Here is a 12,192-nt window from a genome sequence, read left to right on the forward strand (position 1 = left end):
GGGCTTACCGGTGGGTAGGGAATTGGTCATGCATGACTACTCAACGACCTTTGCGTGAAGGGCTATTGACAAGTGTTGAATTGTGCGCCGGGGTGCTCCGATGAGCATTTGAGCCAGTTATCAGAGCTCCGGCGGCGCCATCGTAAAGCGGGCGTTGACATGGGCGTAGACGTGTTGGCGTTGGGGTTCGAGGTCCAGGGGTGCGGCGGTGGAGTCTTCGGCGGCTGCGACGAAGCCGCCGCTGCGTGCGCGGCCTGAGACCACCGTTGCGTAACGCTCGCCGTTTTCCGCGCCGATGTCGGCGAGTTCGACGAGCGCGGCGAGTGTCGTACCGAGTGCTTCGGCGTATTCGCGGGCGCGTTGGACGGCTTCGCGTACTGCTTGTTGGCGGGCTTGGCGGTGGGCGGGTGAGCCTGGGCGCAGGGCCCAGAAGGGGCCGTCGACGCGGGTGAGGTCGAGGTCCGCGAGTCGTGTTGTCAGTTCGCCGAGTGCGGTGAAGTCGGTGAGTTCGGCTGTGGTGTGGACGCGGCCGTGGTAGGCGCGGATGCGTTCGCCGCGGCCGTGTTTGGTGAGTTCGGGGCTGATGGAGAAGGTGCCGGTTTCCAGGTGCTCGACGGCTTGGCCGTATGTCTTGATCAGGTCGAGTGCGGTGGCGTTGCGGCGGGTGAGGTCGTCGAGGGCGGTGCGTCGGTCGGTGCCGCGGGCCATGACGGTGATGCCGATGCGGGCGATTTCGGGGTCGACTTCGAGGTGGGCTTCGCCTCGGACGGCGATGCGGGGGGCTTCGGGTGTGCCGTAAGGGGTTGTGGGTCGGGGGTCCTCTGCGGCTGGGGTCATACGTCCCACTCTGTCATCGGTGGCCTGGTTCTGGGACTGGCCGGTCATCAGATCGAAACCTGGAGGGTCTGTTGCTGCTGGTCATGACCGGGTCAGAATCTACGCGCGTTGTTGACCATGCGCGCGTTGGACCCCGCCCCTCCGAGGAGTTACGAGACATGCCGCTGAACCGCCGGAAGTTCCTGAAGAAGTCCGCCGTGACCGGGGCGGGGGTGGCGCTCACCGGTACGGTCGCGGCTCCGGCGGCTCAGGCTGCCCAGGCGACGAGAGGCAGGAAGCCGGTGAAGCGGTATGCGCTGACCGTCATGGGCACGACGGATCTGCACGGGCATGTTTTCAACTGGGACTATTTCAAGGACGCGGAGTACGCCGACTCGGAGGGCAACGCGCAGGGCCTGGCCCGTATTTCGACGCTGGTGAACCAGGTCCGTGCGGAGAAGGGCCGCCGTAACACCCTGCTCCTGGATGCGGGCGACACGATCCAGGGCACTCCGCTGACGTACTACTACGCGAAGGTCGATCCGATCACGGCCGAGGACGGGCCGGTGCACCCGATGGCGCAGGCGATGAACGCGATCGGGTATGACGCGGTGGCGCTCGGCAATCACGAGTTCAATTACGGCATCGAGACGTTGCGGAAGTTCGAGGCGCAGTGCGAGTTTCCGTTGTTGGGTGCTAATGCGCTGGATGCGAAGACACTGCGGCCGGCTTTTCCGCCGTACTTCATGAAGACGTTCCATGTGCGGGGTCTGCCGCCTGTGAGGGTGGCGGTGCTGGGGTTGACGAATCCGGGGATTGCGATCTGGGACAAGGCTTATGTGCAGGGGAAGTTGACGTTTCCGGGGCTTGAGGAGCAGGCGGCGGAGTGGGTGCCGAAGCTGCGGTCGATGGGTGCGGATGTGGTGGTTGTTTCGGCGCACAGTGGGTCGTCGGGGACGTCTTCGTACGGTGATCAGTTGCCGTATGTCGAGAATTCGGCGGCGTTGGTGGCGCAGCAGGTGCCGGGGATCGACGCGATTCTCGTCGGGCATGCGCATGTGGAGATTCCCGAGTTGAAGGTCACCAACGAGCAGACGGGTAGGACCGTGGTGCTGTCGGAGCCGTTGGCGTATGCGGAGCGGTTGTCTCTCTTCGATTTCGAGCTGGTTTTCAAGCGGGGGCAGTGGGTGGTCGAGTCTGTGGCGGCCTCGGTGCTGAACTCGAATGCGGTTGCCGATGATCCGGAGATCACAAGGTTGCTGAAGGACGAGCATGACGTCGTGGTGGCGTATGTGAATCAGGTGGTCGGGACGGCGACGGAGGCGCTGACGACGGTCGAGGCCCGTTACAAGGACGCGCCGATCATCGACTTGATCACGAAGGTTCAGGAGGACGTGGTCAAGGCGGCGCTGGCGGGGACGGAGTATGCGTCGTTGCCGGTGATCGCACAGGCGTCGCCGTTTTCCCGTACGTCGGAGATCCCGGCCGGCGAGGTGACGATCCGGGATCTGTCGAGTCTGTATGTGTACGACAACACGCTGGTCGCGAAGGTGATGACGGGTGCGCAGGTGCGGGCGTATCTGGAGTATTCGGCGGAGTATTTCGTGCGGACGGCGGCGGGGGCGCCCGTCGATGTGGAGAAGCTGACCAATGCGGGTGGCCGTCCGGATTACAACTACGACTATGTGTCGGGGTTGACGTACGAGATCGATGTCGCGCAGGCGGCCGGTTCGCGGATCAGGAATCTTTCGTATGAGGGTGCGGCGCTGGATGACGCGCAGGAGTTCGTGTTCGCAGTGAACAACTACCGGGCCAATGGTGGTGGGGCGTTCCCGCATGTGGCGGCGGCTACGGAGGTGTGGTCGGAGTCGACGGAGATCCGTACGCGGATCGCGGAGTGGGTGACGGCGAAGGGCACGCTGGATCCGAAGGAGTTCGCTTCGGTGGGGTGGAAGCTGACGCGGGATGGTGCCCCGGTTTTCCCGTAATTCCCCGGTTTCCCATGATCCCGTGTTTTCCCGGCGTCCCGTCTTCGAGGCCGAAGGTGGTGAAGGCGGTGCGCCGCGGAAGTGGGTAAGGGTCTTTGCCGGTGAGGGAGTTGAGGATGGTGGCGCTGCGCCAGGCGGCGAGGCCGAGGTCGGGGGTGCCGACGCCGTGGGTGTGGAGTTCGGCGTTCTGGACGTAGAGGGAGCCGGTGACGGTGGGGTCGAGGGTGAGGCGGTACTGGTCGTCGATGTGGGGGCGGCCGGCGCTGTCGCGGCTCACGTAGGGGTCGAGGCCGGCGAGGAAGGGGTCGAGGGGGCGTTCGCGGTAGCCGGTGGCGAGGACGACGGCGTCGGTGGTGAGGCGGGTGCGGGTGCCTTGCTGGATGTGTTCGAGGTGGAGTTCGATGCTCGTCCTGGCGATGCGGCCGGCGGTGCGGACGTGGACGCCGGGGGTGAGGACAGTGTCGGGCCAGCCGCCGTGGAGGGTGCGCTGGTAGAGCTCGTCGTGGATGGCGGCGATGGTGTCGGCGTCGATGCCTTTGTGGAGCTGCCATTGGGCGGGGACGAGGCGGTCGCGTACGGGTTCGGGCAGGGCGTGGAAGTAGCGGGTGTAGTCGGGGGTGAAGTGTTCGAGGCCGAGTTTGGAGTACTCCATGGGGGCGAACGCTTCGGTGCGGGCGAGCCAGTGGATTTTTTCGCGGCCTGCGGGGCGGTGGCGGAGGAGGTCGAGGTAGATCTCGGCGCCTGACTGTCCTGAGCCGATGACGGTGATGTGGTCGGCGGTGAGGAGTTGTTCGCGGTGTTCGAGGTAGTCGGCGGCGTGGATGACGGGTACGCCGGGGGCTTCGACGAGGGGGCGGAGCGGTTCGGGGATGTGGGGGGCGGTGCCGATGCCGAGGACGAGGTTCTTGGCGTACGTACGGCCGTGGGCTTCGCCTTCTTCGCCGTCGTCGCCTTCGGGGTCGGGTCGCCGGGTGAAGTCGACTTCGAAGAGGTCGCGCCCGGGGTTCCAGCGGACGGCGTCGATGTGGTGGCCGAAGTGGAGTGCGGGCAGGTGGTCGCTGACCCAGCGGCAGTATGCGGCGTATTCGGCGCGGTGGATGTGGAAGCGCTCGGCGAAGTAGAAGGGGAAGAGGCGGTCGCGGCTGCGGAGGTAGTTGAGGAAGGACCAGGGGCTTGCGGGGTCGGCGAGGGTGACCAGGTCGGCGAGGAAGGGCACTTGGAGGGTGGCGCCGTCGATGAGGAGGCCGGGGTGCCAGTCGAAGGCGGGGCGTTGGTCGTAGAAGGCGGTGTCGAGTTCGGTGAGGGGGTGGGCGAGGGCGGCGAGGGAGAGGTTGAAGGGGCCGATGCCGATGCCGATCAGGTCGCGGGGTGCTTCGGGTTCGTGGCGTGCGGGGTGGGGCGTCGGGCTCATCGGGGGGTGTGTCCTTCCACCAGTTTCAGGAGTGCGGCGAGGTCGCCGGTTGTGGTGTGCGGGTTGAGCAGGGTGGCTTTGAGCCAGAGGCGGCCGTCGGGGCGGGCGCGGCCGAGGACGGCGCGGCCTTGGGTGAGGAGTGCGCGGCGTATGTCGGCGACGGCGTCGTCGGTGGCGTGGGCGGGTCTGAAGAGGACGGTGCTGATGGTGGGCGGTGCGTAGAGCTCGAAGCCGGGGTGTGACGCGATGAGGTGGGCGAACTCGCGGGCGTGGGCGCAGACTTGGTCGACGAGTGTGCCGAGTCCTTGGCGTCCGAGTGTTTTGAGGGTGACGGCGATTTTGAGGATGTCGGGGCGTCGGGTCGTACGCAGGGAGCGGCCGAGGAGGTCGGGGAGGCCGGCCTCGGTGTCGTCGTCGGCGTTGAGGTAGTCGGCGTGGTGTTCCAGTACGCGGAGGTCGTGCGGGTCCTGGACGGCGATCAGGCCTGCGGCGATGGGTTGCCAGCCGAGTTTGTGCAGGTCGAGGGTGACGGTGTGGGCGTGGGCGAGTCCGTCGAGTCTGCTGCGGTGGCGGTCGCTGAAGAGGAGGCCTCCGCCGTAGGCGGCGTCGATGTGCAGGCGGGCTCCGTGGGTGTGGCAGACGTCGGCGATGGCGGGGAGCGGGTCGATGAGTCCGGCGTCGGTGGTGCCGGCGGTGGCGGCGACGATCAGTGGGCCGGGCAGCTTGGTGAGGGTTTCGTCGAGGGTGGTGGGGTCGAGCGTGCCTGCGGGGGCGGGGACGGTGATGGGTTCGGGGAGGCCGAGTAGCCAGGTGGCGCGGTGGAGGGAGTGGTGGGCGTTCTCCGCGCAGACGAGTTGGACGTTGCCGTTCAGTTCGCGGGCGAGGAGGAGGGCGAGCTGGTTGGACTCGGTGCCGCCGGTGGTGACGAGGGCGTCGGCCTGTTTGCCGTACACCTCTTTGGCGAGGGCTGCTGTGACCAGGGCTTCCAGCTCGGAGGCGGCGGGGGCCTGGTCCCAGGAGTCAAGGGAGGGGTTGAGGGCCGAGGCGGCGAGGTCGGCGGCGGTGGCGACGGCGAGGGGCGGGCAGTGGAGGTGGGCGGTGCACAGGGGGTCGGCGGGGTCGGCGGCGCCTGCCGCGAAGGCGTGGACGAGGGTGCGGAGGGCGTCCGGGTCGCCGTGTTGGGGCAGGGGTTCGCCTACTGCGGCGCGTATGTGTGCGGCCACTGTTTCGGGGCCGCCGGTGGGCAGTGGGCCTCTTCTTGCGGCGGCGCCGGTGCGCAGTGCGTCGAGCACCGTGGTGAGCAACGGCCGTAGGGCGGCTGGGCCTTGAGGGCCTGATGCGAAGCCTGATGCGACGTCTGATGCGAGCGGGCTCATGGTCGTCCTCCGGGGCGCGGGGTTGGGGCTGCGCGCCCCGGAGGATCCAACGATCGGCACCCGAATGGAGGTACGGGTTCGCTCCGCGGGTTGGGCGGGGCGCGTACGGGGGTGGTGGGTTGGGTTCGTGTGCGAGTGCGGGTGCGTTGTGGTTGCTCGCTCCCCCACTCTCGGCTTCTCCCCCAGTGCCTTAAGGGCCTGGGGGGACCCCCAGAGCGGGGGGACCCCCATCGCGGCGGAGCCGCATATCGACACAGCCCCGCGCCCCCAAAAGGGGCGCACCCCCGGCCCTGCTTACGAGGGTGCCGTTACGCCTCCCTCACCCTCAACGCTCGCTCCATGTCATCGAGTTGGTCCGTCAGTTTGCGGTGCAGGGCCGGCGTCGGGTTGGCCTTGTTCAGGCACTTCTTACCCAGGCGGAGTGTCTCGGGTGAGACCGCGTACACCGGGAACGCCCAGCGGCCCGCCGCTTCGGCGATCGCGGGGCCTCGGCGGGCGGCCACGGTGGGGGCGTTCTTGAAGTAGCGGGGGACGTAGTCGCGGACCAGGTCGGTCTGTTCGGGTTGCCAGAAGCCCTTGGCTGTGGCGGTGAACAGGTAGTTGGAGAGGTTGTCGGTGGTGAACATGGCCTCCCAAGCCTGGCGTTTGGCTTCGGGGTCGGGGAGGGCGGCGTGACAGCGGGCGGCGCCTTCCTGGCCGGTGGCGCTGGGGTCCTGGACGAGTTCGGCTTCGATGACGGCGTCGTCGATGGCGCCGAGTACGGAGAGGCGGCCGAGGATGCGCCAGCGCAGTTCGGGGTCGAGTTCGGGGCCGCCGGGGACGGTGCCTTCGGAGAACCAGGCGGTGATCGTGTCGGGTTGGGCGGCGGCGTCGATGAAGTGGCGTACGGCGGTGAGGCGCAGTCCGGGGTGGGAGCCGTCCTCGGTGCGGCGGATCAGGTCGCGGCACAGGGAGGTGAGGGTGGTGAGGGCGGCGGGCCGGTCGTGGGCGGGCAGGTAGCGGTCTGCGATCTGGGTGGTGGCGAAGGCGAGGACGCCCTGGACGAGGGCGAGGTCCGTCTCGTGCGGGAGGTGGGTGCGGGCGGTGTCGAGGTAGGCGGTGGGGGCGAGTTCGCCGTCGCGTACGCAGTCGCGCAGGGCGTTCCAGACGACGGCGCGGGTGAGCGGGTCGGGCAGGGCGGACAGGTGGGCGCGTACGGTCGCGAAGGAGTCCGTGTCGAAGCGGATCTTGGCGTAGGAGAGGTCGGCGTCGTTGAGGAGGAGCAGGGCGGGGCGTTTGCCGATGGGGTGGGCCGGTTCGGTCTGGGGGATGTCGAGTTCGAGGCGTTCGCGGAGGCTGAGGCGGCCTTCGTCGCTGAGGTCGCGGTCGTAGAGGCCGACGGCGATGCGGTGCGGGCGGCTGCCGTGGTGGGCGATGGTCAGGGTGCAGGTGCCGTTGTCGGTGGGGCCGATCTTCGGGGTGAGGGTGTCGACTCCGGTGGTGCGCAGCCAGGAGTCGGCCCAGGCGTGGACGTCGCGTTCGGTGCCGTCGGCGAGGGATTCGATGAAGTCGGCGAGGGTGGCGTTGGCGAACTTGTGCCGGGCGAAGTGGGTGTTGATGCCGGCGAGGAAGTCCTTTTCGCCGAGCCAGGCGACAAGTTGGCGTAGTGCGGAGGCGCCCTTGGCGTAGGAGATGCCGTCGAAGTTGAGGAGTGCGGAGGCGGTGTCGGGGACGGCTTCGGGGTCGGGGGCGACGGGGTGGGTGGAGGGCCGCTGGTCGGCTTCGTATCCCCAGGGTTTGCGGGTGACGCCGAAGTCGGTCCAGGTGCGGGTGAACCGGGTGGCTTCGACGAGGGTCTGGACGCCCATGTACTCGGCGAAGGACTCGTTCAGCCAGATGTCGTCCCACCAGCGCAGGGTGACGAGGTCGCCGAACCACATGTGGGCCATTTCATGGGCGATGGTCACGGCGCGGGTCTGGCGTTCGGTGTCGGTGACGGCGGAGCGGAAGACGTACTCGTCGCGGAAGGTGACCAGGCCCGGGTTCTCCATGGCGCCGGCGTTGAACTCGGGGACGAAGGCCTGGTCGTAGGAGTCGAAGGGGTAGGGCTCCTCGAACTTCTCGTGGTAGCGGTCGAAGCAGGCGCGGGTGATGTCGAGGAGTTCGTCGGCGTCGGTGTCCAGGTACCGGGCGAGGGAGCGGCGGCAGTGGATGCCGAAGGGGAGACCGCGGTGTTCGGTGCGTACGGAGTGCCAGGGGCCGGCGGCTACGGCGACGAGGTAGGTGGAGATCAGCGGGGTGGGAGCCGCCTTCCACAGGCCGTCGCCCTGGTGTTCGGTGATCCCGTTGGCGAGGACGGTCCAGTCCTCGGGGGCCTTTATCGACAGTTCGAAGACGGCTTTGAGGTCGGGCTGGTCGAAGGCGGCGAAGACGCGCTGGACGTCGTCCATGAACAGCTGGGTGTAGAGGTACGTTTCGCCGTCGGTGGGGTCGGTGAAGCGGTGCATGCCCTCGCCGGTGCGTGAGTAGCGCATGACGGCGTCGATGTGCAGTTCGTGCTCGCCCGGGGTGAGGTCTTTGAGGGGCAGCCGGTTCTCGTCCAGGGTGTCCAGGTCGAGCAGCTGTCCGTCGAGGGTAGCCTTGCGCAGCTCGGCAGGCTTGAGCTCGACGAAGGTGTCCACGGCCTCCAGGTCGCTCCGTACCGTGAAGTGGATGACGGTGCGGGAGTCGAAGAGCTCGTCGCCGCGCGTCAGGTCGAGTTCGATCTGGTAGCGGTGGACGTCGAGAAGCCGGGCACGGATCTGCGCTTCGGCGCGCGTCAGTACGGACATGGGGACATGCTGCCTGATGGGTGGGGTGCTGCGCAGGTGAGGTCGGGTTCCGGTCGGCTGCCTCGTACGTGCGCGGGCCTCGGGGTCGTACGTGGTCCTACGCGGTTTGGTCGTGCTCGCGCAGGACGGGCCGCTGCGGCGGTACGCGGGTGTCGAGGCGGGGGTCGGGTTCCAGGGTCTGGTTCGGGGGCGGTAACTCCTTTACCAGCGCCCGGAGTTCGCGTACCTCCTGTTTCATCCGCAGATACCGCTGGTGGGCGTCGTACAGGTACCGCACCTTGGTGCGCAGGGCCCAGGGGTCTATGGGCTTCATCACAAGGTCGGCGACGCCGAGCCGGAAGGCGGTGGTGGTGAGTTCGGCGTCCGGGCCGAAACCGGTGACCAGGATGACGGGAATGTGCTGGGTCTGTTCCAGTCGGCGCAGGTAGCGGACGACGTCGAAGCCGCTGACGTCGGGCATGTGCACATCGAGGACGAGCAATCCGACCTGGCCGCGCAGGACTTCCTTGAGGGCGGCGTCGCCGTTGGTGGCGCGCGCCAGCCGGTAGCCGAGCGGGGCCAGGGCGCTTTCCAGCGCGTAGAGCGTTTCCTCATGGTCGTCGACGATGAGGATCTTGGCATCCGACGGCATTGCGCGAAGCCCCCTCGCTTGGACAACCAGATGGTGCCCGGACCGGTTGACAGGGAGTACTCACAGACTGACAAGGAGTGCTGCGCGCAGGATGCCTCATTTCGGCGCCGAGGCCGAGGGGGTGCGCGGACAAAAGCGCGAGGAACGGGGTCAGCCGGTAGAAACACGGTTGCCGTCGGGACGGTTGAGGAGCCGAATCCAGTTACGGCTGTTGCTGAACGGTGTTCGTGTTGTCGGCGATGCTCTCGTGGTGACGGATGACCTCGGCGATGATGAAGTTGAGGAGCTTCTCGGCGAACGCGGGGTCGAGTTTGGCGTTCTCCGCGAGCCGGCGCAGACGGGCGATCTGGTGGGCCTCGCGGGCCGGGTCGGCGGGCGGCAGCTGGTGGGCGGCCTTGAGGTGCCCGACCTGCTGGGTGCACTTGAAGCGTTCGGCGAGCATGTGGACGACGGCGGCGTCGATGTTGTCGATGCTGTCGCGCAGCCGGGCGAGCTCGGCGCGGACGGCAGGCTCGACGCCTTCGGTTCCGTTGTTGCTGGTGGTCATGACCGTTCACCCTACTGTCGGCTCCCACCGCCACCCGCAGGCGCCGGACGCTTATCGTGGATGTGGGTTCAAGCCTCCTGGGGGTGCGGGCGTGGCGAACGGCGGTCCCGTCGAGCATGGCTACCCGCACCTGGACACGGTGCGGGCGGCGATCACCGCGCTGTACAAACGGCTCTCGTACGACACCATCCACACCTTCGACACCAGCGTGGTCCCCGCCGACGTGGCGTTCGCCGATCATGACGACCTGTACCTGGGCGCCCAGCGCGTGGCCCGCGAGCTGGTCCAGCACTTCCGGCTGCCGGACGCCCGCATGATCGTCAGCTTCCGCGAGATGCACCACGCGGCGAACGTCGAACTCGCCGCGGGCCCCGAGTACTTCATCGAGCTGAACGACCGCTTCCGCACCCACCGCAGGGACATCGGCGCCGCGCTCGCACACGAGATCATGCACGTCTATCTGCACCGCCTGGACCTGTCGTTCCCGGGCACGCGCGACAACGAGATCCTCACGGACACCGCGACGACGTATCTGGGCGCGGGCTGGCTCCTGCTGGACGCGTTCCGCGAGGACGGCGCCTCCTCGCAGAAGCTCGGCTATCTCACTCCGGAGGAGTTCGGATACGTCCTCGCCAAACGGTCTCTGGTCTTCGGCGAGGATCCCTCGACGTGGTTCACCAGCCCGCAGGCGTACACGGCGTACACGAAGGGCATGGCGCGGGCCCGCCACGACGAGCAGCAGCCCCCGCTGACGGCGGCCGGCTGGGCGGGCCGCCGCCGCTACGCGAAGGACCGCCGCCACGCCCAGGACCACCACGGCCGTCCCGTAGGCGTCCCGTACGACTTCACCCCCGACGGCCATGGTCCGCTGCGTGTGTCGTTCCCCTGCCCGACCTGCCATCAGCGGATCCGGGTGCCGGTACGGGGCCGGGTGCGGGCCCGCTGCGGCTTGTGCCGGACGGTGCTGGAGTGCGATACGTAGCCTGGTGCGACGTATGGGCAACGTCACGTGTTTCATGGCGAAATGCTTTGCCCCGCAGGCGCCTGACGGGCGAAGGTCGAAGGATGAACACGCACGATCTGACGGCCAGTCTGTTCACCGCCGTGTACGAGGCCGACGAGGACGCGGTCGTTCGGCTGCTGCGCGCGGGCGCGAGTCCGGAATCGGTGGACGAGGACGGCCAGACAGTCCTGTATCTGGCGGCCATGGCGGACGACCCCGGTGTCGTACGCCTCCTCCTGGCGGCCGGGGCCGCACCGGACCGGCTCAGCTCGGGCACCGATTCGCCGTTGTGCGGGGCGGCGTGCGGTGGGCACACGGAGGTCGTACGCGCGCTGCTGGCGGCCGGGGCGCGGCCGGATCTGGTGGAGGAGTTCAGGTTCACGGCCCTGGCCTGGGCTGTCCAGCGCGGCCACGCGCCCGTGGTGGCCGAGCTCCTGGCGGGCGGCGCGGACCCGAACCGTCCGGGCCCCACCGGCGAGCCCCCGCTGGTGACGGCCGCGCGCCGCGGCTCCCCCGGCTGTGTACGCGCCCTGCTCGAGCACGGGGCGTGGGCCAGGTCCGAGGCGCTGGCCGAGGCCCGACGCTGGCTGACCCTTGATGTGGAGGCGGAGCTGCGGGCAGGCCTGGAGCGCACGCACGGGTCCGGCCATGAGTACGTCACCCACCGCTTCCGGGAGGACGGCGGCGTGACCGTCGAGGTCGAACTGATGAAGGACGGGGAGGGCCGCCCCACCTCGGGCAACGACCAGCAGACGGGCCACGCGGCCATCGTCACCCTCCTGGAGACATCGCTGGGCATCACCGCGCCCGCCTCGGAACTCGCCGACCGCGCCCTGCGCTGCGCCGACCCCGACAACGACGACTGGACCGAGGCGGTGACCGCGCTCGCACGGCGTGGCGACGAGGAGACGTTCGGGGCAGCGGTCCTGTGGTGCGGCGACGGAGCGGATCCATTGCGGCAGGCCTTCGGGGCGGATGTGCTGGGGCGGTTGGGGACGGAGGGCGGGCCGGATCGGGACGAGGCAGCCGTACGCCCTTTCGCGGCCCAAAGCGTGCCGCTGCTGCGGGAGTTGGCGCGTGAGGCCGAGGAGCCGTTGACGTTGCGATCCGTCGTCGCGGCGCTCGGGCAGCATCAGGACCCCGCCGCCCTACCCGAGATCCTCCGGCACGCCGGCCATCCGGACACCGGCGTACGACGCGCCGTCGCCGTGGCCCTGTGCGGGCTCGTCCCCGCCTCTCACTCGGAGGGCGTCGCGCGGCTCATCGCCCTGGCGGGGGACGCGGACAGGGATGTACGCAACTGGGCGACGACGGCACTGGCCGTACTCGACACGGACTCCCCCGCGCTGCGGGACGCCCTTGCCGCACTCCTCGACGACCCGGATCCGGAGGTGGTGGCGGAGGCAGCCCGCGGGCTGGCCATGCGTCAGGATCCACGAGCGATCGCCGCGTTGGAGCGACTGCTCGCCGAGGAGAAGCCCGACAGCACACCGCGCACGACCGCCGAGGAGGCAGTCGAGCACATACGGGACGACCGGGTCCGGACACTGCTGGAGTGGACGCTGCCACGCCGGATCTGAGGACTCCGGGGGCGCGGGTGGGTGGGGGAG

Annotated in this window: 8 protein-coding genes and 1 pseudogene; 3 read left to right on the plus strand and 6 right to left on the minus strand. The window is 68.7% G+C overall.

From position 1 onward, the window contains the following. Positions 1 to 120: 120 nt before the first annotated feature. Entirely contained in the window at positions 121 to 837 is a 717-nt protein-coding gene (locus ACYVO6_RS12885; RefSeq protein ID WP_461060521.1) for an SIMPL domain-containing protein, read from the minus strand. Between the two features lie 158 nt (positions 838 to 995). Here ACYVO6_RS12885 and ACYVO6_RS12890 point away from each other — a divergent pair, with 158 nt between their 5' ends. Further along, positions 996 to 2,804: a bifunctional metallophosphatase/5'-nucleotidase gene (locus ACYVO6_RS12890; protein WP_461060523.1), complete on the plus strand. Its 1,809-nt coding sequence runs from the start codon at positions 996 to 998 to the stop codon at positions 2,802 to 2,804. 31 nt (positions 2,805 to 2,835) lie between these two features. Here ACYVO6_RS12890 and ACYVO6_RS12895 read toward each other — a convergent pair. The 5 genes and pseudogenes from ACYVO6_RS12895 to ACYVO6_RS12915 all read right to left on the minus strand — a co-directional run. Then, positions 2,836 to 4,215 (minus strand): annotated as a pseudogene (locus tag ACYVO6_RS12895) (lysine N(6)-hydroxylase/L-ornithine N(5)-oxygenase family protein); the annotation flags it as partial. After that, positions 4,212 to 5,591, minus strand: a complete 1,380-nt coding sequence (locus ACYVO6_RS12900; RefSeq protein WP_461060525.1) for a pyridoxal phosphate-dependent decarboxylase family protein — start codon at positions 5,589 to 5,591, stop codon at positions 4,212 to 4,214. The gene ACYVO6_RS12900 and the pseudogene ACYVO6_RS12895, both read right to left, overlap by 4 nt. A 308-nt stretch (positions 5,592 to 5,899) precedes the next feature. Next, complete coding sequence (gene pepN / locus ACYVO6_RS12905) at positions 5,900 to 8,401, minus strand: aminopeptidase N (RefSeq protein WP_461060527.1); 2,502 nt, start codon at positions 8,399 to 8,401, stop codon at positions 5,900 to 5,902. Positions 8,402 to 8,498: 97 nt separating this feature from the next. Then, on the minus strand, positions 8,499 to 9,032 hold the full coding sequence (locus tag ACYVO6_RS12910; protein ID WP_461060529.1) for a response regulator: 534 nt from the start codon (positions 9,030 to 9,032) through the stop codon (positions 8,499 to 8,501). Between the two features lie 202 nt (positions 9,033 to 9,234). Further along, positions 9,235 to 9,579: a chorismate mutase gene (locus tag ACYVO6_RS12915; protein ID WP_461060531.1), complete on the minus strand. Its 345-nt coding sequence runs from the start codon at positions 9,577 to 9,579 to the stop codon at positions 9,235 to 9,237. Between the two features lie 91 nt (positions 9,580 to 9,670). Here ACYVO6_RS12915 and ACYVO6_RS12920 point away from each other — a divergent pair, with 91 nt between their 5' ends. Both ACYVO6_RS12920 and ACYVO6_RS12925 read left to right on the plus strand, forming a co-directional pair. Continuing rightward, on the plus strand, positions 9,671 to 10,561 hold the full coding sequence (locus ACYVO6_RS12920; protein WP_461060533.1) for a hypothetical protein: 891 nt from the start codon (positions 9,671 to 9,673) through the stop codon (positions 10,559 to 10,561). 83 nt (positions 10,562 to 10,644) lie between these two features. Continuing rightward, a complete protein-coding gene (locus tag ACYVO6_RS12925; RefSeq protein WP_461060535.1) occupies positions 10,645 to 12,162 on the plus strand; it encodes an ankyrin repeat domain-containing protein in 1,518 nt (505 codons plus the stop codon). The last annotated feature ends 30 nt before the right edge of the window (positions 12,163 to 12,192 follow it).

The organism is Streptomyces pseudoechinosporeus (genome assembly GCF_054783935.1).

Coding starts and splice junctions, on each gene's coding strand:
- ACYVO6_RS12885 (WP_461060521.1), bottom strand. CDS start 837: ATGACCCCAGCCGCAGAGGACCCCCGACCCACAACCCCTTACGGCACA.
- ACYVO6_RS12890 (WP_461060523.1), top strand. CDS start 996: ATGCCGCTGAACCGCCGGAAGTTCCTGAAGAAGTCCGCCGTGACCGGG.
- ACYVO6_RS12900 (WP_461060525.1), bottom strand. CDS start 5,591: ATGAGCCCGCTCGCATCAGACGTCGCATCAGGCTTCGCATCAGGCCCT.
- pepN (WP_461060527.1), bottom strand. CDS start 8,401: ATGTCCGTACTGACGCGCGCCGAAGCGCAGATCCGTGCCCGGCTTCTC.
- ACYVO6_RS12910 (WP_461060529.1), bottom strand. CDS start 9,032: ATGCCGTCGGATGCCAAGATCCTCATCGTCGACGACCATGAGGAAACG.
- ACYVO6_RS12915 (WP_461060531.1), bottom strand. CDS start 9,579: ATGACCACCAGCAACAACGGAACCGAAGGCGTCGAGCCTGCCGTCCGC.
- ACYVO6_RS12925 (WP_461060535.1), top strand. CDS start 10,645: ATGAACACGCACGATCTGACGGCCAGTCTGTTCACCGCCGTGTACGAG.